This is a genomic window from Myxococcus sp. AM010 (assembly GCF_013372585.1).
Lineage (GTDB): Bacteria > Myxococcota > Myxococcia > Myxococcales > Myxococcaceae > Myxococcus > Myxococcus vastator.
The window spans coordinates 39,504-61,905 of the sequence record NZ_JABXEO010000049.1 but is presented as its reverse complement, the minus strand read 5'-3'; the positions used below and the strand labels follow the sequence as shown (position 1 = coordinate 61,905).

16 protein-coding genes and 4 pseudogenes are annotated in these 22,402 nt (G+C 69.3%); 15 read left to right on the top strand and 5 right to left on the bottom strand.

Translation table 11 applies throughout. From position 1 onward, the window contains the following. Nucleotides 1-141 precede the first annotated feature (141 nt). A pseudogene (locus HV826_RS37365) lies at nucleotides 142-453 on the bottom strand (ATP-binding protein); the annotation flags it as partial. A gap of 59 nt (nucleotides 454-512) precedes the next feature. Continuing rightward, nucleotides 513-1,580, bottom strand: coding sequence for an aminomethyltransferase family protein (locus tag HV826_RS22045; protein WP_176418974.1), 1,068 nt, complete (start codon nucleotides 1,578-1,580; stop codon nucleotides 513-515). A 38-nt stretch (nucleotides 1,581-1,618) separates the two neighbouring features. On the opposite strand from HV826_RS22045, the gene HV826_RS22040 reads away from it, so the two are divergent. The 10 genes from HV826_RS22040 (at nucleotide 1,619) to HV826_RS21995 (ending at nucleotide 11,822) form a co-directional block, all read left to right on the top strand. Continuing rightward, complete coding sequence (locus tag HV826_RS22040; RefSeq protein WP_176418973.1) at nucleotides 1,619-1,945, top strand: cupin domain-containing protein; 327 nt, start codon at nucleotides 1,619-1,621, stop codon at nucleotides 1,943-1,945. Beyond that, on the top strand, nucleotides 1,942-3,348 hold the full coding sequence (locus tag HV826_RS22035; RefSeq protein ID WP_176418972.1) for a thioredoxin domain-containing protein: 1,407 nt from the start codon (nucleotides 1,942-1,944) through the stop codon (nucleotides 3,346-3,348). Before HV826_RS22040 ends, HV826_RS22035 begins: the two co-directional genes overlap by 4 nt. An 18-nt stretch (nucleotides 3,349-3,366) precedes the next feature. Continuing rightward, complete coding sequence (locus HV826_RS22030) at nucleotides 3,367-3,756, top strand: translation initiation factor (RefSeq protein WP_176418971.1); 390 nt, start codon at nucleotides 3,367-3,369, stop codon at nucleotides 3,754-3,756. Between the two features lie 580 nt (nucleotides 3,757-4,336). Beyond that, complete coding sequence (locus HV826_RS37360; RefSeq protein WP_176418970.1) at nucleotides 4,337-4,774, top strand: DUF2169 domain-containing protein; 438 nt, start codon at nucleotides 4,337-4,339, stop codon at nucleotides 4,772-4,774. Further along, nucleotides 4,737-5,354 (top strand): DUF2169 domain-containing protein, encoded by a 618-nt coding sequence (locus HV826_RS37355; RefSeq protein ID WP_255217346.1) that lies wholly within the window; start codon nucleotides 4,737-4,739, stop codon nucleotides 5,352-5,354. Before HV826_RS37360 ends, HV826_RS37355 begins: the two co-directional genes overlap by 38 nt. Continuing rightward, nucleotides 5,344-6,429 carry a 3-oxoacyl-ACP synthase gene (locus HV826_RS22015; protein ID WP_176418968.1) on the top strand — a complete coding sequence of 362 codons (1,086 nt, stop codon included), beginning with the start codon at nucleotides 5,344-5,346 and terminating at the stop codon, nucleotides 6,427-6,429. The genes HV826_RS37355 and HV826_RS22015 overlap by 11 nt, the downstream gene beginning before the upstream one ends. Next, complete coding sequence (locus HV826_RS22010) at nucleotides 6,429-7,877, top strand: DUF4150 domain-containing protein (protein WP_176418967.1); 1,449 nt, start codon at nucleotides 6,429-6,431, stop codon at nucleotides 7,875-7,877. Before HV826_RS22015 ends, HV826_RS22010 begins: the two co-directional genes overlap by 1 nt. A gap of 169 nt (nucleotides 7,878-8,046) precedes the next feature. Then, nucleotides 8,047-8,889, top strand: coding sequence for a hypothetical protein (locus HV826_RS22005; RefSeq protein WP_176418966.1), 843 nt, complete (start codon nucleotides 8,047-8,049; stop codon nucleotides 8,887-8,889). Nucleotides 8,890-8,923: 34 nt separating this feature from the next. Next, complete coding sequence (locus tag HV826_RS22000; RefSeq protein ID WP_176418965.1) at nucleotides 8,924-10,162, top strand: hypothetical protein; 1,239 nt, start codon at nucleotides 8,924-8,926, stop codon at nucleotides 10,160-10,162. Between the two features lie 412 nt (nucleotides 10,163-10,574). Beyond that, on the top strand, nucleotides 10,575-11,822 hold the full coding sequence (locus HV826_RS21995) for an ISAs1 family transposase (protein WP_176418964.1): 1,248 nt from the start codon (nucleotides 10,575-10,577) through the stop codon (nucleotides 11,820-11,822). Between the two features lie 405 nt (nucleotides 11,823-12,227). On the opposite strand, the pseudogene HV826_RS37350 reads toward HV826_RS21995, so the two are convergent. Next, a pseudogene (locus tag HV826_RS37350) lies at nucleotides 12,228-12,410 on the bottom strand (stage II sporulation protein M); the annotation flags it as partial. Between the two features lie 81 nt (nucleotides 12,411-12,491). Between HV826_RS37350 and HV826_RS21980 the strand changes: the two are divergent. From HV826_RS21980 to HV826_RS21970, 3 genes and pseudogenes are all read left to right on the top strand, one after another. Further along, nucleotides 12,492-14,079: pseudogene (locus HV826_RS21980) on the top strand (IS3 family transposase). 66 nt (nucleotides 14,080-14,145) lie between these two features. Continuing rightward, nucleotides 14,146-15,120: pseudogene (locus HV826_RS21975) on the top strand (AHH domain-containing protein); the annotation flags it as partial. Between the two features lie 16 nt (nucleotides 15,121-15,136). Beyond that, the gene (locus HV826_RS21970; RefSeq protein ID WP_176418961.1) at nucleotides 15,137-15,703 is read left to right on the top strand and encodes an imm11 family protein; all 567 of its coding nucleotides are present in this window, start codon (nucleotides 15,137-15,139) and stop codon (nucleotides 15,701-15,703) included. Between the two features lie 71 nt (nucleotides 15,704-15,774). On the opposite strand, the gene HV826_RS21965 is transcribed toward HV826_RS21970, so the two are convergent. Continuing rightward, nucleotides 15,775-16,779, bottom strand: coding sequence for an isocitrate/isopropylmalate dehydrogenase family protein (locus HV826_RS21965; protein ID WP_176418960.1), 1,005 nt, complete (start codon nucleotides 16,777-16,779; stop codon nucleotides 15,775-15,777). Between the two features lie 146 nt (nucleotides 16,780-16,925). Beyond that, the gene (locus HV826_RS21960) at nucleotides 16,926-17,696 is read right to left on the bottom strand and encodes a DUF2270 domain-containing protein (protein ID WP_176408727.1); all 771 of its coding nucleotides are present in this window, start codon (nucleotides 17,694-17,696) and stop codon (nucleotides 16,926-16,928) included. A 13-nt stretch (nucleotides 17,697-17,709) separates the two neighbouring features. Here HV826_RS21960 and HV826_RS21955 point away from each other — a divergent pair, with 13 nt between their 5' ends. Beyond that, nucleotides 17,710-19,863: a response regulator gene (locus tag HV826_RS21955; protein ID WP_176418980.1), complete on the top strand. Its 2,154-nt coding sequence runs from the start codon at nucleotides 17,710-17,712 to the stop codon at nucleotides 19,861-19,863. Between the two features lie 280 nt (nucleotides 19,864-20,143). Beyond that, nucleotides 20,144-22,339 (top strand): serine protease, encoded by a 2,196-nt coding sequence (locus HV826_RS21950; protein WP_368670968.1) that lies wholly within the window; start codon nucleotides 20,144-20,146, stop codon nucleotides 22,337-22,339. Nucleotides 22,340-22,402: the final 63 nt, after the last annotated feature.

Sequence of the window (22,402 nt, the reverse complement as noted above, 5' to 3'; positions counted from 1 at the left end):
ACCGGCCGGCCTTCATCAACTCGACGACCCGCTCACGGAACTCCGGCGGGTATGGGGGGCGTGACTTCGGCATCGTGGGACCCTTTTCGCACAGCGGGTGGGACTCCACGAAACCGGGGTAACTTCAACGAGGGCGTGGGCGTGGTGGAGGTACCGGTCCATGGCGGCGCTGGCCATGAGTGGGGCGCAGTAGAGGGGCGACCACTCCTCAATGGAGCGGTTGAAGGCGTTGAAGGCAATGACGGTGCTGCGGCGCTCGTAGCGCTGACGGACCACCTCGTAGAGGTCCATCGGCTCGTCCTGAGACAGTCCTCACAGGCCGAGGTCATTGATGATGAGCAAGTTGGGCGAGGTGAAGCGCAAGAGGCGCTTGTCGTAGCTGCCCCCGCCCCGGGCGGCCCACCGTTGCATGAGCATTTCATGGGCGCCGACGTAGAGGGCGATGACGCCAGCGCGGCAGGCCGGGACCTGTTAACGCGGATGAGGCAGTGTGTTCGATGGATTAGTTTGGCTTATGTGAAAGGAAGGGACGCCACCTTCACCGTGGCAGGGCTCGTCGCCAGGGTCAGTTCGGTGCCCGGCTCCAGCGAGTCCCGGTGCACGTAGCCCAGGGCCACCCGCTGCCCCGCGACAGGCGACTGCACCACGCTGGTCAGCCAGCCCACCTTCTTCTCCCCGCGCCGCAGCTCGGTGCCGGGGGCCACGTCCGCGTCGCCCAGCAGCAGCCCCGTCAGCTTGCGGTTCATGTGGCCGCGGAAGGTGGCTCGGGCGATGACCTCCTGCCCGATGTAGCAACCCTTGTTGTAGGAGATGGCGTTCGCCAGGTTGGCCTCCAGGGGAATGGTGGTGTCCACCATGTCCTGGCCGTACCGGGGCACGCCGGCCTCCACGCGGAGCAGTTCCAGGGCCTCGAAGCCCAGGGGCTTCAGTCCGTGAGCGGCGCCCGCGTTGGACAGGGCCTGCCAGGCGGCCTCCAGCCCGGCGCGCGGCACCCACACGTCGACGCCGTGGGGCTCGATGGCGGTGCTCCCCAGCAGCCAGACTTCCTGGCCCGCCAGCGTGCCCGTGCGGGCGGCATGGTGCGACAGCGGCGCATGGGGGCTGCCCAGGGCGGCCGACAGGACGTCCGCCGTCCGGGGCCCGAGCAGCCGGAGCAGGGCCAGCTCCCCCGTGGCCTCGTGCAGCTCGGCGTCCTCGGAAATGAGGTATTTGTCCAGGAAGTCCCGCACCTTGGCGCCGGTGCCGGGCTCCACATCCAGGAGGAGGTCCGCCTCCCGCTTGAGGATGCGGGCATCCGCCACCATGGCCCCCTTGGCGGTCACCATGGCGGCATAGGCCGCGGTGCCCACGGGCAGGTTGTTCACCTCCTGGGTGACCATCCCGTGTAGGAAGGAGGCCCGGTCTTCTCCAGTGATTCGGAGGGTTTCGCGGTAGGAGGCATCATGGAGGGCCACGGACGCCTTGGCCGCCCGGTACGCTTCCTCCGAGTCTCCATACCCGGCCACGGTTTCCCGGCCGCCCACCGCGCCAAAGCGGGCGCCCGCCTTCTCGTGAAGAAAATGCAGAGACAGCGGTTCCATGTCCGTCGCTATATAGAGGCGAAGGAGCGAATGCCACGATGGATGTGAAGCACCTGTCGTCCTTCCAGGACTTCTCGCCAGAGAAGCTCCTGAAGCACAACGTCTTCCAGTCCGGCCGGTTCTTCCTGGACGTGTACTGCCTGCAGCCGGGGCAGGCCCAGAAGCCCCACCGCCACGCCGCGTCGGACAAGGTGTATGTCGTCCTCGACGGGCGCTGCCGCTTTCGCGTGGGCGCCGAAGAGGAAGTCCACGGCCCTGGCGCCGCCATTTTCGCCCCCGCGGGCGCCGAGCACGGCGTCGCCAACGACGGCCCTGACGCCGCCCGCCTCCTCGTTCTGATGTCCCCGCCCCCGGAGCATGCATGAGCTCGACGTCTTCCCCTTCGCCCACTCCCGTGGCGACTCGTGGCGCGCTGGCGCTGCTGGTCCTGGGCCTCGCGGAGAGTGGCCTGTCCATCTTCCAGTGGATGCAGCTGCTCACCCTGCGCGGTGGCGGCTCCACCGTGTGCGGCGTCTCCGACACGGTGAACTGCGAGACGGTGTGGAACTCCCCCTTCGCCAGCCGCGTGCATGACCTGGTGGGCCTGCCCGTGGCGGCCCTGGGGCTCGTGTGGGGCCTGGCCGCGGTGGGCCTGTCCGCCCTGTTCCTGGCGTGGGCCCGCTCGGGCCGTCCGGTGCGTCCGGCCGCCAACGGGCTGCGGCTGGTGGCTGTCGCGGGCCTGGTGTCCGTGGCCGTCTTCGTCGTGGCCAGCGCGCAGTCGGGCGCCCTGTGCCCGACGTGTCTGGCGACCTATGCGCTGGTGGTGGCCTTCGCGGGCATGGCCTGGAAGGGCCTGCCCGGACCGCTGCTGCCCGGCGCGGGTGAGTGGGGCGCCACGCTGAAGTGGACGGTGGGCGTCACGGCCGCGGTCTTCCTGGCGACGCTGCTGCCCGGCCGGGCCACGCCCAAGGCGTCGGAGGCGTCCGGTGCCGCGTTGCTGCCGCCCGTGCCGCAGGTGGCCAGCGCGCCGATGCCGGGCGTGGCGCCGCAGACGCCGCCGCCTCCGCCCGCGTCGTTGGAGGAGTTCCTGCGCTCGCTGCCGCCGCAGCATCAGCAGTTCATCTCGGACTCGCTGGCTGCGTACCGCAGCGAGACGCCGCAGCCCGCCGCGTCGCCCGCGCGTCACCGCTATGGGCCGGTGGATGCGCCGGTGAAGATTGTCGAGTGGACGGACAGCAAGTGCCCCCACTGCAAGATGCTGGTGGAGGAGCTGTCCGCGCTGAAGAAGCGCGTCCCGGAGGGGAAGCTGTCGCTGGAGGCTCGCCAGTTCCCGCTGGATGGCGCGTGCAACCCGGCGATTCCTCGCCGTGGGCCGGACGCGCCCAGCGTGCGCTGCGTGGCGGCCCGCGCGCAGATCTGCTTGGAGGGCGCGCCGGACTACTGGGAGCTGCGGGAGAAGATGTTCGCCGCGCAGGCCGTGCTGGACACGGAGCGGGCGGTGGAGATTGCGTCTTCTGGCTCGGTGCCGCGCTCGCAGCTGGAGGTGTGCATGAACAGCCCGGCGACGACGGCGAAGATTCAAGAGGACTCTCGCTACGCCATGCGCCACCACATCCAGGGGACGCCGCTGGTGCTGGTGAATGGCCGCGAGGTGATGCCCTCCGCGCCGTTCATCTACGCGCTGGTGATGGCGGACGGCAACCCGAGCGCCCCCGCCTTCGACGTGCTGCCCCCGCCGCGCCCGCGCCCGGCCGGTGGCCACGACGACCACGCGGGTCACAACCACTGAGGACGCGGCACCCGGGCCATGGGCAAGCGCGACAAGAAGGGGGAGCCGCCAGCGGCACCGGCGGCTCCGTTCAACAATCCGTTCGCCGCGCTCTCGGTGCAGCGGGAGGCCTTGCCCCAGGCGCCCGCCGCGCCCGTGGCTCAGGCGTCTGTGAAGGCCGAGCCCAAGGGCCCCGCGCGCGCGGTGGTGCGCATGGAGCGCAAGGGCCGTGGCGGCAAGGAAGTCACGGTGGTGGAGCACCTGGCGCTGCCCGCGGCTCAGCGCGAGGTGTGGCTCAAGGCGCTGAAGAACTCGCTCGGCTGCGGCGGCGTGGTGGAGGACGACACGCTGGTGCTTCAGGGCGACCAGCGTGAGCGGCTGCCCGCGCTGCTGGAGGCTCGGGGCGTGCGGAAGGTCACGGTCGGCTGACGCGCTGGGTGTCGGGCGTTGCGCGCGGAGGGCGCGGTCTGGTGTCCTCCGTCTGAAGATTGCCCTCCAATCGCTGGTCGTGAGGTGACTGAGCATGCCCCGATTTCGTGGCGCTCCCGCACTTTGCGCAACGCGTGGCACAGGGCGGATTTACGAGAGTTGCTGTTCAGGTGCGCGGACTCTGAGGGAGCGTGCCTGTCCGTCGTCAAAGACTGGAAATAGTCCGACTTGAAATTCGGGCGTCCCAGGGAGAGTGGTACCAATGGCAGCCCTGCTGCGTCTGCCTGCTCTTCTGAGGGCAACCGCGTCCGTTTAACGTGATAGAGAAAAGTGGAGCAGAGTCAAAGGCTTGAGTGCAGCTGCTCAGGCAGGTCTACCGAAGGGACACGCGCACCGGGGCATGGTGCGTCAGCGCCGCCCGCATTCTGCTTGTACTCTCGATGTCCAGACGTGGTGGCGTGGCCCTTGGTGGTACGCTGTGTCACGCCACAGGATGGATGGACCCCACATCTGGGCATACGGTGGACGTCGTACCGCCGGGTAGAGTTCACGCTGGCCGACCTTCTCGCGGGCCCGTCTCATGGACCTCTACAATCTGACGCCCTTCACAGCGGGACGCTTCGTCTTCCTTGATGGAACGGGACGCGAATCGTTGCTGGTTGTCGTCAAGGCCACCTTCTCCCTCCAGGAGGGCCGAGCCGTCGTCGCGGCAGCGCAGGCGCCGCTCACCCTGGCGGACGAGTACCGGGGAGCGCCCGCGCGGTCGAGTCTGCTGCGCGCTTCCGACCTGGCGCCGTTCAAGCCCGCGACGGATGTCCTCCTCGACGGATTCGCCTACGCGGGCCGCCGCTCCAGGACGGAGGTGCTCGTGGCGCTCCAGGTGGGGGCCATCACCAAGGGTGTCCAGGTCTTCGGCGAACGCGTCTGGGACACCTCCTTCGGGATTCCTTCCCTGTCGTCCCCCCCGTCCCTTCGAGCGCATGGAACTGACGTGGGAGCGGGCCTTCGGAGGCACTGACGACAGCCATCCTGAATACCCGGAGCGATGTGAGGCGAACCCCGTAGGGCGGGGCTTCCGCTCCACGCGCTCCCGTCGCGGGCTGGATGGGCTGCCCCTGCCCAACCTGGAGGATCCCCGAGCGCCGCTTCGCTCGACGCGTGAGCGCCCCCCGCCTTGCGGCTTCGGCCCACTACCTCCGCATTGGACGCCGCGCGCCCGCCTTGCCGGGACGTATGACGGCGCATGGCAGAGGGAGCGGCTCCCGCTGCTTCCGGAGGACTTCGATGAGCACCACCACCTCGTGGCCCCCGCGGACCAGCGGCTGTCCGGATATGTCCAGGGCGGCGAGCCGGTGAAGGTTGTCGGCGCCACGCCCGAGGGCGTGCTGGAGTTTCCGCTCCCGTCCCTGCGGCCGGAGGTCATCGTCAAGCTGGGCGCCGCGCGCGAGACGCCGCCGTGCCGCTGCGACACCGTGCACATGGACTGCGAGCGCAAGCTGCTGACGCTCGTGTGGCGCGCGCGGTGGGTCATCCATGGCCGGGTGCCCTCCTTGCATTGGGTCAAGATCCAGCTCGCGCGAGGCGCTCATGTCGCGTGAGCCCATCTGCGTCACGGGGCTGGGAATGCGCACCCCCATCGGGCGTCACGCCGTCCAGTCCTGCGCGTCCCTGCGTGCCGGCCTGAAGCGCTTCACTCCGTGGCCTCACTTCGGTGTGGATGGTGCGGGGCAGGAAGGCCTCACCGCGTCCTTCACCCGCCCTGACCTGGGGGACCGCTCCTGGGTGGAGAAGCTGCTCGACCTCGTGGAGATGCCCCTGGCCGAGGCCCTGTTCAGCGCCAGGCTGTTCGGGCTGGCGCAGGGAGGGCATTCCGGCAGGCGCGTTCGGGTCCACGTCTACCTGGGGACGCCCTACCCGGACCGGCCGGGCGTGTCCCCGGAGGACCTCCAGGAGCTCACCCTCCACCTCGCGGAGGACCTCTTCCCGCAGGCCCCGGAGTCCCTCCGGGTGCAGCTCGTCTCCCTGGAGCATGTGTCCGGACTGGCTGGCATCGCCTGGGCCAGCGCCGCACTACAGGACGGCGCTGCGGACGTCTGCCTCGTCGGAGGAGTGGACTCGCTGCTGGACAGCACCTTCTTGCAGGCGCATCTGGAGGCGGAGCGCCTCAAAATCCCGGGCGTCAGCTCCGGAATCATCCCAGGCGAGGCCTCCGCCTTCCTCGTCCTGGAGCGCAAGTCCGACGCCCGCCGTCGCGGAGTGCCCCTGTTGGCCCATGTCGACGCGGTCGCGCTGGAGCAGGAGCCTCCCTGGACACCAGAGGCCCCGGTGCGGGGCCAGGCGCTAACCCGAGCCCTGCAAGCGGTGCTGGCGACGGTGGGAGGCGCGACCGGCTTCGGTCACGTCATCAATGACTTGAACGGAGAGCGCTGGCGCTTCCTCGAATGGGCCCTCATCGAGACGCGCTGCCTGGGAGACCTGCCCCGGGGCTGGCGTCTGTGGCATCCCGCGGACAGCCTCGGTGACGTGGGCGCCGCCTCGGCGGCCGTGGCCGTGGGGCTGGCCCTGCATGCCTTTCAGCGCGGCTACGCACGGTGTCCGCGCATCCTGATTGCGTCCACCTCGGAGCGCGGCGAGCGGGCCGCGCTCTCTCTTTCCCAGACAGGAGAGCGTTGATGCCTTCGACTGTGGTCGTGAACCACCTGACGGTCGTCCACAAGGACAGTGGGGGCGTCTCCATGGCGTTCCCGGACGTCTGCAAGACGCCCTCGCCCGCTGGCCCCGTTCCCATTCCCTACCCCAACGTGGCGCAGTCGGCGGACACCGCCAGCGGCAGCCGGACCGTCACCGCGGATGGCAATCCCTTCATGCTCAAGTCCTCGCACTTCGCGCTGAGCACGGGGGACGAGGCTGGCAGCGCCATGGGCGTGGCCTCGAACAAGATCAAGGGCAAGGCCTACCCGAAGATGTACTCCTTCGACGTGAAGGTCGAGGGGCAGAACGTCTTCCGGCTGTCGGACATCATGTTGCAGAACGGCGGCTCTCCCACCAACACGCCGCCCGCGTCGGAGGTGCAGGCGAACACGCTCGCCAGCGGCGCTGGCGCCAATCAGGTCAAGGACCCGGAGGATCCGGAGGTGGTGAAGCTGGCGTGGGCCCGCGCCGACGCGTGCTGCGGGGACGAGGCCACCCTCAATGTCCAGACGAAGAACTGCCCGCCGGAGCAGTCGCTCGCGGTGCGCGTCCACCGCGCGGGCAACCCCAAGTCCGTCGTCGGCACCCTCGAGGCGAAGCTCGCTGGCAACAAGGCCAACCCGCGCTGGGTGACGCGACGGGGGCCATATCAGGAGGAGGTGAAGGTCTCCGCCCGGCAGGAACTGTTCAAGGGGCAGCAGGCCTCCAGCAAGGAGCTGTTGCTGAAGGCCCCCGAGCCCGTCGCGAAGCAGTTGGTGGGCCCGAAGACCCTCCAGACGCCGAAGTTCGTCAAGAAGGTCATCCTGGGCAAGCAGAAGTGGGTCAAGGACACCACGACCCATTACGCCTGGGAGGCCTGCTACGACATCGAGCTGAAGAGGGGAGAGCTGGTGGTGACGCGGAAGGTGGACTTCGACCTCCAGCCAGGGGCGCTCAGCACCGCTCAGCGGCGGCGGGCCTGGAAGAAGGAAGTCGAGCGGGTCTGGGACAACCGCTACCGGCTGCACCGCATCAAGTGCAAGCGGGGCAACAGTTGCGCCTGCTCCAGCAAGAATGGCTGCTGCTCGTTTCGCATCCGCATCAAGTGCCTCTGGGGCCAGGGGCACGGCAAGAAGGTGAAGCTCTATGCGGGGGCCAATGACCCGTCCCAGTGGGGCAAGCCCGGCAAGTGGTGGTTCTCCCATGACTGGTGGGAGAAGCTCGCGGGCGTTCCGAAGGCGGTGCGCGCCCACGAGTTCGGTCACCTCATCGGCATGTATGACGAATATCCAGAAGGGGCCTGCGACCCGGCCCGGAAGTACACCAACATCCCAACCAGTGTCATGGCGAGCGGGGCCCGGGTCCTTCCCCATCACCTGAAGGCGTTCCATGACTGGTTCGACGCGAAGGTCAAGGGACTCATCGGGCCCACCCGCCTGCTGTCGCTCTAGGCGGATGGGCATGACAGATTACCGGTGGGGAGTCCGCGGCCTGCGCTGGCTGCCATTGGCGCTGGGACTCCTGGGCGCCGCGCCCACTGCCACGCGGAGGGAGTCGCGCCCCGTGTCGTCCCAGGGACGACCTGACGCTGGCAGTCATTTCCAGCGCGAAGGAGACGTGATGAGCAAGGGTTACCTGGTGCTGTTCATGGACCTGCCGAATGGCTCCTTGGGCGCCGCGTTTCCTCCGACCGGCAAGGGCTCCGTGGACCTGTCGAACAACTTCCTGGGACGGCAGGAGATTGGCTACTACGAGGCCGAGCTGTCCCCGGGGACGTACGCGCGGCTGAAGCAGTTGCATGGCGACATTGACTTCAGCGCCCTGCCGGTGACCACGGAGCTGTCGCCCGACACGAAGACGGTGTCGGTGGGTGAGAGCTCCGACGGAGAGGACATCGACACGCGGACGTTCCCCCTCCACGCCGTCCCGGACGCCCTGGATCCGTTGCTGAACGAGATGCGCAAGGCCTCCGAGCACATGCTGACGCGGCCGCTCCGGGTGCTGCGGGGAGAAGGCGCGCCGACCTCGCCGCGCTTCCCGCTGGAGAAGCCCGTCTCCTTCGAGGTCACGCTGCGCAACGTGGGAGCCCAGGCCATCGAGACGGAGAACCCCTTCGTCCCCCATGCCCCGGACCGGACCAACCTCCGGCTGCTCGTGTCGAAGGACAAGCCGCCCGGGCAGCTCGGGGAAGGGGACTCCCTGTGGATGGAGCTGGGGATGGAGAACGTGCACCCGCCAGAAGGCCAGAAGCCTCCCGAGAGCCGGCGTCTCACGCTGACGCCGGGCGCGGAGCTCCGCTTCGTGGTCCGCAAGAAGATGCTGAGCGCCCCTGGCGCCTACCGGGCCGCGCTGACCTATTTCACCTCGCGCGGCGAGCGGGGCCTGGAGACGATGGAAGGCCAGCTCACCCTGGACCTGGGTCGCTTCGAGGTGGTCCCGTCCGCCCCCAACGCCCAGCCCTGAGATTCGGTCCATGCTCGCTCGCGGTGGAGAGTGGATGGTCGACCTGCTGGAGGTGCATGTCGACGAGGTGGAGTGGCTGTGGCGGCAGCGTCATGCGGCCTTGCGCTCCAAGGAGTACGACTTTCGCGCGCTCGTTCAGTTGGATGAGCGCATCGCCGCCCATGTCGACGCCCTGGTCCTGGCTGGGGAAGAGGCCTGGGCGCTCCTTCGCACGCGCCTGGTGGAGGCCGAGGACGCGTATGCCGCGTTTGGCGCCGCGCACGCCCTCCTCTTGCAGGAGGACGCGGCCGTGGCGCGCCAGACGCTGGCGCTGTCCGCCGGGCTGGAAGGCGCCGCCTGGGAGGGCTTCAGGCTCGCCCTCCGCTACGCTCCCCCCGCGCGGTATGTGGACGCACTGAGGAGCCTCGTGGCGGGAGCGTCGGAGCGTCACGCCGCCGCAGCCCTGGAGGCGCTGGCCTTCCATGGGCTGCCCGACCCGGGAGGCCGCCTCCTGGACCTGCTGGGCGCGGCCCAACCCGACGTCCGCCGCGCCGCGTGGGGGACCGTCTCGCTGCTGCCAATCCGGTGGCTCGAAGCCCCGGGCCAGGCGCTCTTCCGGCAGCGGCTTGCCCAGCGCTTCCCGACGGCACTCGCGGACGCGTCCTTCGGGGTCCGGGACGCCGCCCGGTGGGCCGCCGCCTGGACACGGCAACCGTGGCTGCTCTCCAGCTTGAGGACGCTGGCGAAGGCCCCGGCGTCTCCCGACCACGTTCCGAGCTTGACGCTGCTGGCGGTGCTGGGGGCCCAGGTCGACCTCCCGCTCTTCGAGCAAGCCTTGGGGCGGCGGGAGCTGGGCCCCGGGCGGTTCCTGCTGGCTGGCACCTTCGGCCATCCCGGCCTCATGGAGGAGGTGCTTCGCGCCATGGAGTCCGGCGGGCCCGCGGTAGCGGCGGCCGCCGCCAGCTCGTTCCGGAAGCTGACGGGCCTTGACGTCAACACCGCCCATCGTGTCGCCGTCCTGCCCACCGAGGAACTGGAGGAGGAGGACTCCACGGAGGAGGTACACATTCCAGATGCGGTCGCGGCTCGCAAATCCTGGGGCCTCCTCAAAGGTACCCTCTCCGGGGTGTCCCGCCTCTGCATGGGCGCCGATGCCCTGAAGGGCTGGACGCAAGAGTGGCTGCGCGGGTTGCCCCTGGATGCTCGGTGGGAGTATGCGCTCCGGGAGCACTTCGAGACGGGGCGGGGCGGGGGCGTGCTCGCCCTCGAGCGGTTTCCTCAGCTACCGGAGTGAGCGCCGAAGCCCGCGCGCGCCGTCTGCAATGAGCCAGAGGTCCGCGACGCCCAGCGCGGCTCCCCTCACGCGGGAGCGGAGGGGGCGAGCCTGGCGCCCCAGGCCGCGGCGAGGCAGGAGAAGACGCCGCGAGTGGATTTGCCATGGCCAACAAGCCCAGGCCCCCAGGCCTGATGCGTTTTCTCGGGGTCGGATTTGAAGAAGGGTCGTCGGGTCGCGGGGTTGCGCGCGGAAGGGGGTGACCGGATTCGTGCACCACCTGACGGGTGCCCTGGATGATCGCTCCCTGGCGGGTGGGCTGTGCTCGAAACTGAGCGCCGCAGCCGGAGGCGGAGGGACGGGGCCAGCGAGCCCCATCCCCCCTACGCCCCGCTCCGCGAGCAGCGTGGACCGGGGCGAGAAGGAGTCGAGCATGAGTGGACTTCGAGGCCAACAGCGGCGCGTGCTGAGACAGGCGCGCCTGCCGTGGGATGAAGGAGTGACAGACCCGCGAGACGCGCGTGGCACCCGCCATGAGCACCTGGGCCTGTTGGGGCTGGTGGTGGCTGGCTTCGCGGTGGGCAAGAGCGGGCTGAAGCAGGCCGCGCAGCTGGCGGGGGATGTGGGCGCGCGGACGCGCAAGCGGCTGGAGCTGCCGCACTCGGTGAAGGGCTCGACACTCTGGCGTCTGCTGCGCAAGCAGCAGGCGGACGGCCTGAGGGAGACGTTGAAGGCCCAGGCGTCCGGCGTGCTGGAGGATTCGAGCGCCCCCCGCCTGCCATTTCCCTTGGGCGTGGTGAGCGTGGACGGCAAGAGCCTGTGGACGACGCACCAGGGCGTGGTGGAGGGGCTGGAGGCCGTCGCCAACGACGAGGTGGGCCGCGCACTGTGGCGACTGGGCGCGCTGCGGGCCGTGTTCACCAGCGCGCTGGCCGCCCCCTGCCTGGACTTGGAATTCATCGGCGCCAAGGAGGGTGAGTCTCCCGCCTTCCGGCAGTTGCTGCCGCGGGTGGTGGAAGCCTTTGGCGAGCACTTTGGGGTGGTGACGGCCGACGCGGGGCTGACGGCCGCGCAGAACGCAGCCTTGGTACGAGATTTGGGCAAGCACTACTGCTTCGGGTTGAAGGCCAACCAGCCCACCCTTCACGAGTACGCCATGCGGGCCATCGCCTCCAAGCAGTGCCCAGCCCGCTCGCGCACCGGGGAGCGGGCGCATGGGCAGACAGCGGTGCGCGAGCTGTGGACGCACGCGCTGACGCCCGACGAGGTGGACTTTCCTGGAGCGCGCACGTTGCTGCTAGTGCGCCAGCAGCACTGGGACGACGCGGACCCCCTCCTGGCGGAGGACTACCGCTACTTCGTCACCTCGCTGGACACCACCGTCTTCAACTTCCACCAATTGCTGCGGCTGGTGCGGGTGCACTGGGGCATCGAAAACCGACACAACTGGACGCTGGACGTCGTCCTGGGCGAGGACGCGCGCCAGCCCTGCCGCCCAACGCGCACGGCCCTGGAGGTGGTGGCCTGGCTGCGGGCGCTGGCCTTCAACCTGCTGGCCTGCTTCAGAGCGCGTCTGCCTCCGGAAGGCCGTCACCTCGTGGAGTGGACACGCGCGTGCGAGTTGCTGCGCGACACCCTCGTCCATGGCCGAAGGCACGAGGCCCTGCCCACACCCGCATGAGGGCTCGCCGGCCCTCCCCCCGCTTCTGGCTGCCACTCTCCTCCATTCGCACGGCGCCCCGGCCGAACGGCGGACCTTTGCCGCACCGCCCCTCACTCTCACGCGGCCTCCTCACGAAATCGCAGACACCCGAGAACGCATCAGGCCTGGCCCACTGGCCCCACCAGCGCTACCTCGAACTCGCCCCCAAGTACTGGGCCGCTACGCGCGCTCGCCTCCTCCCCGCCGAACTCGACGCCGAGGTGGGCCAACTCACCGTCCAGGAGCCGATTGCGGCCTCGTCCGAAGAGCAGTCGTCGCCGCGCTGAAAGCGTCCCGTTCACCCCGTCAGCTTGAGCGCCCGCCTGGGCTTACGGAAGACGGTGTTCGTACAGCGGATACGGATACCGAGCACGAGGCTCGCCCGCCCGCGATGCAGATGGCGGCGATCTCCGGGATGCCGTGCGGGAGGATCCACGCCCAGAACCAGTCCGCCACCCCCTTGAAGTGGTAGACCCACGTGAGCGCGCCGAGCGACAGCCCGTTGGCGAAGAACAGCACGCCCACGGTGAGCCCCAGCGCGAAGGCGAGGAAGGCCACCTGGATGTTGCCCCCTGTGTCAGGGAAGATGTCGCCTCGGCTGACCTGCCGAGCTGACAACGCCCAGGGGGCGAGAGCAGGCAGGACGCAGTGTCGTACACGGATGCATTCAAGGCGCAGATGGTGAAGCGGATGGTGGGCCCCGGCGCGGTGGGTGCCGCGGCGTTGGCCCGCCAGGTGGGCGTCTCCCAGCCGACGCTGTCGCAGTGGTTGCGGGAGGCGAATAAGTTGGCGGCCATGACGCCCCCGCCCGAGGAGAAGCCCGTCAGCCCCAAGAAGTGGACGCCCGAGGAGAAGTTGCGCGTGCTGGCGGAGGCACATGGGCTGGCGGGCGAAGCCTTGGGAGCGCTGCTGCGCCGAGAGGGGCTGCACGAGGGGTAACTGGCGGAGTGGCGCGCGGCTGCCGCTGGGGCCCTCGCCCAAGGCACGAAGGAGGCGCCGTCCGGGGCCCTGACGGCCGGTCAGCGTCGGCGGCTGGCCGTCTCGGAGAAGCGAGTGAAGGAGCTCGAGCGCGTGCTGCGCCGCAAGGAGAAGGCGCTGGCTGAGGCGGCCGCACTGCTGGTGCTCGAAAAAAACTTCAGGCGATAGGTTGGGACGAGAAGGACTCGGGAGACGAGGACGACGCAGCGGACGAGACGTGCGAGAAATGACGCTCGCGCTCGTCGACGAGGCGCTGGAGAAGGGCGTGCGTCTGGAGGCCATCTGCGCTCGGCTCGGCGTCGTCCCGCGCACCATTCAGCGCTGGAGGAAGCCAGCCACGGCGGAGGACAGGCGGTGCGGTCCGCATACCCGGCCGGCCAACCGACTGTCCGAGGTGGAGCGCCGCCGCATCCTGGCGGTGGCCAACAGCGAGGAGTTCCGGGACGCCTCGCCCAAGCAGATTGTCCCCCGGCTGGCGGACAGGGGCGAGTACGTGGCCAGCGAGGCGAGCTTCTACCGAGTGCTGCGTGAAGCAGGGCAGTTGGCCCACCGTGGCCGCGCCAAGGCTCCTGTGCCCAGGCCTCGGGCCGAGCACCTCGCCACCGGGCCCCGCCAAGTATGGAGCTGGGACATCACCTACCTGAAGGGCCCGGTGAAGGGCAGCTTCCTCTACCTGTACCTCGTGGTGGACGTCTTCAGCCGACGAATCATGGGCTTCGCGGTGCACGAAGAGGAGTCGTCCGAGCATGCAGCGGCCCTCATCCGTCGCTCTTGGCAGGAGGCTGGCTGTCCCGAGGGGCTGGTGCTGCACTCGGACAACGGCGGCCCCATGAAGGGCACCACGCTGCTGGCCATCTTGCAGTGGCTGGGCGTCACCCCGTCCTTCAGCCGGCCCGGCGTCTCCGACGACAATGCCTTTTCCGAGGCCCTCTTCCGCACGCTGAAGTACCGCCCCAGCTTCCCTCTGCGCCCCTTCGCCTCCGTCGAGGACGCGTGTCGCTGGGTGACGCGCTTCGTGGCCTGGTACAACACCGAGCACCGCCACTGCGCCATCCGCTACGTCACGCCCGAGGACAGGCACTTCGGCCGCGAGGGCGCGCTGCTGGCCCGACGCCACCAGGTGTACCAACGCGCCAAAGCCCGTCACCCCGAGCGTTGGAGCCGCGACACGCGCGACTGGACGCCCGCGGGCCCCGTCCGCCTCGGCCCCTCTCCGCACCTCACCCCGGCAGTGCAGGAGTTGAAGCGCATCGGTTGAATCCTTTCACGCGACATCTACCTTGACGCTCACCGCAACCGATCACGTAATTGAGTCTCAAGCCCTTATGGCCGCTGGTGCGAGCGCAAGCAGCAGCCCGGCGATTGTCTGCGTTTGCTGGCCGATGGTCCGTTGCTGGCCAGCGATGGGAAGTACTCGCTGGCCATGGCCATCGCCATGGACTCGGTCTGGGAGGAGACTGCCGAGGCGCTGGAGGCCACGGTGGACCCGCAGGCACTGCTGGCGACGGTGAGTGCCTCCGTCAGCATGTACCTGCTCCTGTGGTCGCTACCCGAGCCTGTGAGCAAGGGGTTGGCGGCCCTGTTGACCGCAACCGCCATCGCGTACCTGGGCGTGGACACTGTGTGGCGCATCCTGGACGGGTGGATGGTGTTGGTGCGCGAGGTGGACCGGGCCACCACCTTCGAACAGGTCAGCGAAGCGGGCGAGGCGTACGGTGAAGTCCTTGGCGAGAACGCAGCCCGCATCTTCGTGATGCTGGCCACTGCGGCTATCGGGAACACGGCGGGCTTGGCGGCGAAAGCATCAAGGCTGCCGGGCTCGGCACAGGCGGCGCTCGCGGTGGAGGCGCAGGCGGGCTACCCATACATGGCCATTGGAGGGGTGCAGTCGGTGGCGATGGTGGCCGAGGGCTTTACCGTCGCACTGGCACCCAATGTGGTCGCCATGACGGCCCGGAATCGGCGCGGCAGCCGCTCTGAAAACCACCACCTCGCGACCAACAAGAACAGCGTTTCCTCCGCGCGCGGAGGGCCTTGGACGCCGCGGTTTCGGGGAATCTTCAAGAAGGCCGGGATGGAGCTGAAGGACCCTGAGAACATCGTGCCGGTCGAGCGGCACAACGGTCCTCATCCACAGCGATACCACGAGCGGGTCTACGAAAGATTGAACGGCGCGACCGAGAACTGTCGCAAGGTGGAGGAGTGCCGTGCGGCCCTGACCAAAGCCCTTCAACAACTGGCCAGCGAGGTGGTCACGAAAGGAACAGAGCTCAACAGGCTCGTGACTCGCGGCAAGTAACGGTTAGAACCGCATCATGCCGAGTCGCTTCTTCAGGATTGCCGAGAACGTCCAGGCCGGTAACTGGTACCTGGGAGACGCCGAGGACTCGCGAGGCCAGGAAGTAGAAGACCCTTGGATGTTCAGGGCAGGGCGGCCTGTCCAGGTCGAAGGCCCCCTGGAAATCCCCATCGACGAGCCGGGCAGGGCGTTGGATTTCTCCCTGGCAGGCATAGGCCTTGCGCCCATCGTCCACGTCAAGGTGGCCACGCTCTTCGTGGAGCTGGCACCCGACGACGTGCAGACCATCCCCGTGGGCATCCAAGGCCACCCGGACCAATACCTTATCCTGGTGGCGACGAAGCTCATCCGGTGCATCGATGAAAAGGCTTCCAAGGTGCAGTTCTGGAAGCCGGAGGACGGACTGCCCGCGAAAGTCGGTCAGTACTACGCGGTGGACGACTTGCGCATCGACCCCAGCAAGGCAGGCGAAGCCAAGGTGTTCCGCACGGAAGGCTGGACCCAGGCACTCATCGTCTCCGAGGACATCAAGCAGGCGCTGGAGCGGATGGGCGCCACCGGCGTGAAGTTCACGAGGGTGTAGCCCGGACACGAAAAAGCCCGGGTCACCGTGAAGGTGTCCCGGGCCTGGGGCCACAGCCTGTGCCGTGCGGACTACAGCGCGGCGATGATGGCGTCGGTGAACTCGCGGGTGGTGGCCTTGCCACCGAGGTCGCCGGTGCGGACCTCGCCCGAGCTGTACACCTTCCAGATGGCGTTCTCCATGCTGCGCGCCGCCTCGGCCATGTCCAGGTAGTCCAGCATCATCACCGCGGACATCATCAGCGCGGTGGGGTTCGCGATGCCCTTGCCCGCGATGTCCGGAGCGGTGCCGTGCACGGCCTCGAAGACGGCGGTGCGCTCGCCGATGTTGGCGCCCGGCACCACGCCCAGGCCACCCACCAGGCCCGCGCACAAGTCACTGAGCACGTCGCCGTAGAAGTTCTCCGCCACCAGCACGTCGAAGCGCGTCGGGTCCTTCACCAACTGCATGCAGAGGTTGTCGATGATGACCTCCTCGTAGGTGACGTCCGGGAACTCACGGCCCACCTTGCGGCAGCAGTCCAGGAAGAGACCGTCCGACAACTTCATGATGTTCGCCTTGTGCACGGCGGTGACCTTCTTGCGGCCGTGCTTGCGGGCGTGCTCGAAGGCGAAGCGCGCAATGCGCGTGGAGGCCTTCTCGGTGATGATCTTCAACGACTCCACCACGCCCGGGACGATGATGTGCTCCAGGCCGGCGTAGAGGCTCTCCGTGTTCTCACGCACCACGACCAGGTCCACGTTCTCGTAGCGCGTCTTCACGTTCGGCACGCTCTTCACCGGCCGCAGCGACGAGTACAGGTCCAGCCGCTTGCGCAGGCCCACGTTGGCCGACGGGAGGCCACCACCCACCACCGTCCCCGTGGGGCCCTTGAGCGCGATGCCGCTGCGCAGCACCGCCTCCACTGTCTCGTGAGGCAGGTTGGTGCCGTACTTGGCCACCACCTCCGTGCCTGCATCCTTGTACTCGAAGTCGAGGGGGACCTTGAGCGCCTCGAGGACGCGAACGGTGGCCGCCATGACTTCGGGGCCAATGCCATCGCCGTTGATGATCGTGACAGTGCGGGTGTTCGCCATGGGTGCGGATTCACAGCACAATTTCCCTGGCGTCGAAAGAACGAAAACGCCCGGGATTCAGCCGGAGGCATGGCGGCCATGAGGAGGGGACACCCTTGGCGGGCCACCCGGCCAGCTTCCGTGCGGGAGGGCCTCCGCTCCAAGTGTCAGTGCTCGGACGTGGAGGACGGGCGCGGGCGCCGGGTGGGCTTGCGCCGGGTGTGGATGGCGTAGGGCCGGTAGAAGGACTCCCACAGCGCCGCACGGCGTCCCCGAGGCCGGGTCCGCAGCTCGCCCAGGGGGGCCCGGATGAAGAAGGACGACAGGAACAGGTACGTCGCCGTCAGGGTGAGCATCAGCAGGAGGGCCGTCACCGCCTCGCCAGGTATCCAGGCCACCCCGGCCCGGGCCAGGAACTCGTCGAGGTCCACCGGCGGCTTCGGGTGGCTGTAGACCTTCACGAACCACGTCACCATCAGGACCATCAGGATGGGGCCGTAGGCGCGGTTGAGCCGCGTGGAGATGGCGGAGAAGAGGGACAGCTGGATTTGGGGCCGCTCCAGCTCCAGGGCCAGCTCGCGCAGGGCGTCCGGGTCCACCGGCTCGCGCCGGAGCATGGGGGCCCACCAGCCGTCCTCCAGCAGGCGCACCCGGCGGTTCCACAAGTCGTAGTAGCGGTAGCGCCGCGCCTCGATGAGGAGGAACGACACCACCATCCAGATGCCCACCAGGAAGGTGACGTGTGAGCTCTGCGTCGACGCGAAGCCGAAGGAGATGACCGCCGCCGTCGTCGTGAGCGCCCAGTTGGTGGTGGTGTCCAGGCGCGTGCGCCAGGTATCGGAGCGGCTCAGCTCCCCCCGGAACAGCTGGGCCATGGCCTGCTGGGACAGCCAGGGCGACTCCAGCACGTCGTTCTTGTCACGTTCACGCACGGGCATCCTCCCCCGGAAGGTGGGCTGGGTAGTGGGCGTTTGCAACGCAGGTGCGGCGTCGAGGGCAGGCAGGCGGGCGGGCCCACGGGTGGCCACGGCGGGCGAGCGTGAGCAGCTTGCTGACTTGAACGTGCCCGACGTGAATCCCATCCAGGCCCTGTCCAACCTCCTCCAGGAGGAACGCGAGCGCCTGGCCCGCCTGTGGGCCAAGCGCCTGCGCGCCGAGACGTACGACGTGGAGGTCCCTGGACGGGACTTGCGCGCCCCGCTGCGCCGGCTGCTGGACGAGCTGGCTCGCCTGCTCAGGGACCGACCCGACGACGCCGTCCGCCTCTGGCCGGAGGTGGTCCGTCCGCATGGCGCCTTCCGCTACAGCCAGAACTTCGACCCCGAGGACCTGACGCGCGAGTTCAAGTCCCTGGAAGAGGTGATGCTGCGCGTCTACGCGCGCCGCAACGGGGGCTTCATCGAACCGGATGTCGCGGTGCTCATGGCGGAGCTGGTGTGGGAGGCGGACGCCGCGGCCCAGGCGTCCTACGCGCGCATCCTGAAGACAGAGGAGGTGCGCTTCCGCGAAGCGGCGGTGATGGAGTCGGTGCTCAACCAGGTGGACGTGGGCATCATGCTGGCGGAGGTGGACGGCACCGTCTCCTTCGCCACGCCGCCGGTCAGCCGCCTCATGGGCGTGCCCATGCGCGCGGTGGTGGGCGCGCGCGCGGCGAGCACCATCAACCCCGTGCTGACGCAGGTGAACGCGCGCCACCTCACGGGCGAGCCCTTCAAGCTGGCCGACATGCCCTTCCTGCGGGCCCTCAAGGAGAAGGGGCCGGTGCGCGGGGTGATGATGGTGGTGGAGCGCCCCGGCGGCGACACCGCCACGCTGGAGCTGAGCGCCACGCCCGTCTGGGAGGAGGAGGGCGAGCTGGCCGGCGCCATCCAGACCTTCACCGACCGCACGGAGGCGGTGAACAAGACGAAGGCGCTCCAGAGCGCGCACGGGGAGCTGCGCAGGCTCCAGGGCCGCCTGCTCCAGCGCACCCGCCAGCAGGCGCTAGGACAGCTCGCCAGCGGCGCGGCGCACGCGCTCAACAACTTCCTCAACGTGCTGCGGCTGCGAATCACGCTGCTGCAACGCGAGTTCAAGCCCGAGCACCTGGAGGCGCTCGACAAGACGGTGCAGCAGATTGGCGAGCTGGTGGCCCGGCTCCAGGAGTTCAACATCCAGCGCACCCAGGAGCAGCCCTCCGACGTCCCGGTGGACCAGACGGTGCGCGAGGCGCTGGAGCTGGCGCGCGGCGAGCTGGAGCAGCGCGAGCACCCGGTGTACGTGGACCTGGACCTGGGCGACGCCGGCAACGTGCGCGCGGACACGGGCTTCTTCCGCGAGCTGGTGGTGAACCTGCTGCTCGTCTCGCGAGACCGGATGGAGGCCGGCGGCCGGCTGCACGTCTCCACCCGCACGGACGGGGCCGCGTGGCTGACGCTGCGCATCGAGGACGAGGGCACGCCCTACGCGCCCGATGAGCTGGCGCGGCTGTTCGACCCGCTGCGCCGGGACGCGGGCGCGCCGCAGCTGTCCCTGTTCCTGGCGGTGGCGCGGGCTCAGGTGGAGCGCTGGGGAGGCGAGCTGACGGCGGAGGTGCCGGCTTCCGGCACGGGCACGGCCTTCGTCGTGCGTCTGCCCCGCGTGCATGCTGGCGCCGTGTCCGCCGCGCCACGTCCGGAGCCGTCGCGCACGGAGGTGATGCGGCCGGCGGCGCCCCGGCGCTTCCAGCAGACGCGCAGCGTGCTGGTGGTGGACGACGACCTCGACAACGCGCGGATGATGGCGGAGGTGCTGAGCGAGGAAGGCTACGAGGTGCAGGTGGCTCACAGCCCGGCGGTGGCGCTGGGGATGTGGGACCGGCGCCGCTATGACGCCGCGCTGCTGGACGCGGTGATGCCGGAGATGAGCGGCTGGGAGCTGGCGCGCGAGCTGCGCAAGAAGTCCCCCCAGGCGCTGCTGGCCATCGTCACCGGCATGGACGTGCGCGGACAGAACCGCTCCAACCTCGCCCTGGTGGACGCCGTGTTCCGCAAGCCCATCGACGTGGGCGCGCTGGATGACTTCCTGGGGCAGTCCGACACCGGCGCCCCGGAGAACAACAGTCCGGGTGCCGCGCCACCCGCCTGAGCGCGGCGGCAGGTCGCTGGGGCGCCTCACGCGCGCCGGTAGCCCGCGGCGTTACACTTTTCACTCAAAGTGTTGCGGCGCGAGTCACACCGCGAAGCCCGCTCCGGTGGGAGTCTCCGGCGCCCGAGGGGAGCAGGTGTTCCCTCATTGCAATCTCCTTGTCTGACTAGAACCGTGAGTGTGGCTCGTCGCTTGCTCCAGGTCCGCCCGCCCGCCGGTGCCCGCGGTCCTGCTTCGGGCGTCCACCCCCCGGCGGTTGCCACTCCCCACGAGGTTCTGCGTGAGAATCAAGCTGAGAGGCCTGTTGCTGGCCGGACTGATGCTGGCCGGCGGCGGTGCCATGGCGGAAGAGAGCGCGGTCTGTGAAGGCCGCACGTCACAACCTCCCCTGCAGCGGGATGCCCAGGGGCGCGTGAAGGTGGGCGAGGACGTCGTCGCCACGTTCAAGTCGCGTCAGCCCAAGGCGCGGCCGGAGGGCGTTCGCGCCCAGGCCGAGCTGGCCTGGACGGACCGCGTCAGCAGTCCGGGCGCCACGTACATCGCGCCGCACTTCAGCCAGTTCGCGCTCGCGCCGGGGGACTACGTCATCGTCCGCGCGCCGGACGGCTCGCGCGAGTACCGCTACGACGGCTTCGGCAAGGGCGAGGGCGACGCGCCGGTGCGGGGCGGCTTCTGGAGCGGTCACATCTCCGGTGACGTCGCCATCGTCGAGCTGTGGAGCGTGGGCGGCCAGGCGAAGTCTGGCTACACCATCGACCGGTTCGCGCGCGGCTTCGCCAACCTGGCGGCGCTGGGTGAGGACCTGGACAATGAGGCGCTCTGCGGTCCGGACGACTCGCGCAACGCGCGCTGCTACCAGACGTCGGACCCGCGTCAGTACAAGCACTCGCGCGCGGTGGCTCGGCTGCTCATCAACGGCAGCGGTGCCTGCACGGGCTGGCTCGTGGGCAACCAGGGCCACGTGATGACCAACGAGCACTGCATCGCCAACACCTCGGACGCGCTCAACACCGACTTCGAGTTCATGGCCGAGGGCGGCGCCTGTACCTCCGCCTGCAACAGCTGGTTCGGCTGTCCGGGCACGGTGGTGGCGACGAGCTCCACGCTCATCGCGGTGAACGCCCCCCGGGACTACGCCCTGGTGCGGCTGCCCACCAACCCCACGGCCACCTACGGCTACCTCCAGCTGCGCAACACCACCGCGGTGGTGGATGAGCGCATCTATATTCCCCAGCACCCCGCCGCGTGGGGCAAGCACATCGCCCGCAACTCCACGCACGCGTCGGACGCCTCGGGCTTCGCGGAGATCTTCGCCCTCAACCGGCCCGCGTGCTCGCCGGGTGGCCCGCTGGACATCGGCTACTACGCGGACACCCAGGGCGGCTCGTCGGGCTCGCCCGTCATCGCCAACTCCGACCACCGCGTCGTCGCGCTGCACCACTGCGCCAACTGCCCCAACCGCGGCGTGCCCATCACCTCCATCATCTCCCACCTGGGCGCGCTGCTGCCGCAGTGCGCGCTGCGCAGCGCCACCTGCCCGGACCCGTATGACGTCTGGATGCGCGACACCTGGTCCGACACCGGCCTGGAGCCGGACCCCGCCACCGCGGGCCAGGACATGTGGGCCAGCCCGTACATCTGGATTCGGCGCAACCCGGACGGCGCGCTGCCCGCCAATCACCACGCCCACCAGAACCCCGAGCTGGGCGCGACGAACTACGCCTACGTGAAGCTGCACGGCGGACCCCGCCCGGGCGCCTCGGGGCGCCTCAAGCTGTACTACGCCAACGCCTCCACCGGCCTGTCCTGGCCCGCGGACTGGACGCAGTTTGGTGACGTGCCCGTCAACGGCTTCACGCCGGACACGCACGTCGTCCAGGCGCCGTGGAGCGGCCTGCCCGGCGAGGGGCACTACTGCCTGGTGGCGCGCTGGGAGTCCGCGTTCGACCCGATGTCGTTCACCGAGACGACGGACATCAACTACAACGTCCGTCAGAACAACAACATCATCTGGCGCAACGTGAACATCGTGGACCTGGAGTCCGGCAGCGAGGAGATTCACTTCATCGTGCGCAACGTGCACCAGCGGGTCCGGGCGCTGCGGCTCGCGGTGCGGGTGCCGGAGGCGGACCGGGATCGGCCCTTCCCGGTGCATGGCGGCCGTGTCGTCGTGCGTCTGCCGGGCGAGCTGTTCAAGCGCTGGGTGGAGGCGGGTGGCCAGGCCGAAGGCATGGAGATGATTGGCGAGGGCGAGTTCGAGGTCGTGTCGCCGGAAGGGGGCGTGTTCCACAACCTGCCGCTGGGCTTCCGCGAGGAGCACCAGGTGCGGATGTCCTTCAAGCGCTCGGCGGACGCAACGCCGGAGCCCTACCACCTGGAGGTCGTGCAGTTCGACCAGGACAAGCCTGACGGCGAGAGCCTGGGCGGCATCGGCTACGACATCTACGCCCACGGCGAGCCGAAGCCGAAGGAGTAGCCGCCGCATGGCCTGACGCGGCCTCGCTCGCGTGCCGTCCTGGCGCGGGCGAGGCCGTGGCTG

Excerpts from the sequence above, each read along its gene's own strand:
- HV826_RS22045 (WP_176418974.1), bottom strand. The coding sequence starts at position 1,580 with ATGGAACCGCTGTCTCTGCATTTTCTTCACGAGAAGGCGGGCGCCCGC.
- HV826_RS22040 (WP_176418973.1), top strand. The coding sequence starts at position 1,619 with ATGGATGTGAAGCACCTGTCGTCCTTCCAGGACTTCTCGCCAGAGAAG.
- HV826_RS22035 (WP_176418972.1), top strand. The coding sequence starts at position 1,942 with ATGAGCTCGACGTCTTCCCCTTCGCCCACTCCCGTGGCGACTCGTGGC.
- HV826_RS22030 (WP_176418971.1), top strand. The coding sequence starts at position 3,367 with ATGGGCAAGCGCGACAAGAAGGGGGAGCCGCCAGCGGCACCGGCGGCT.
- HV826_RS37360 (WP_176418970.1), top strand. The coding sequence starts at position 4,337 with ATGGACCTCTACAATCTGACGCCCTTCACAGCGGGACGCTTCGTCTTC.
- HV826_RS37355 (WP_255217346.1), top strand. The coding sequence starts at position 4,737 with ATGGAACTGACGTGGGAGCGGGCCTTCGGAGGCACTGACGACAGCCAT.
- HV826_RS22015 (WP_176418968.1), top strand. The coding sequence starts at position 5,344 with ATGTCGCGTGAGCCCATCTGCGTCACGGGGCTGGGAATGCGCACCCCC.
- HV826_RS22010 (WP_176418967.1), top strand. The coding sequence starts at position 6,429 with ATGCCTTCGACTGTGGTCGTGAACCACCTGACGGTCGTCCACAAGGAC.
- HV826_RS22005 (WP_176418966.1), top strand. The coding sequence starts at position 8,047 with ATGAGCAAGGGTTACCTGGTGCTGTTCATGGACCTGCCGAATGGCTCC.
- HV826_RS22000 (WP_176418965.1), top strand. The coding sequence starts at position 8,924 with ATGGTCGACCTGCTGGAGGTGCATGTCGACGAGGTGGAGTGGCTGTGG.
- HV826_RS21995 (WP_176418964.1), top strand. The coding sequence starts at position 10,575 with ATGAGTGGACTTCGAGGCCAACAGCGGCGCGTGCTGAGACAGGCGCGC.
- HV826_RS21970 (WP_176418961.1), top strand. The coding sequence starts at position 15,137 with ATGCCGAGTCGCTTCTTCAGGATTGCCGAGAACGTCCAGGCCGGTAAC.
- HV826_RS21965 (WP_176418960.1), bottom strand. The coding sequence starts at position 16,779 with ATGGCGAACACCCGCACTGTCACGATCATCAACGGCGATGGCATTGGC.
- HV826_RS21960 (WP_176408727.1), bottom strand. The coding sequence starts at position 17,696 with ATGCCCGTGCGTGAACGTGACAAGAACGACGTGCTGGAGTCGCCCTGG.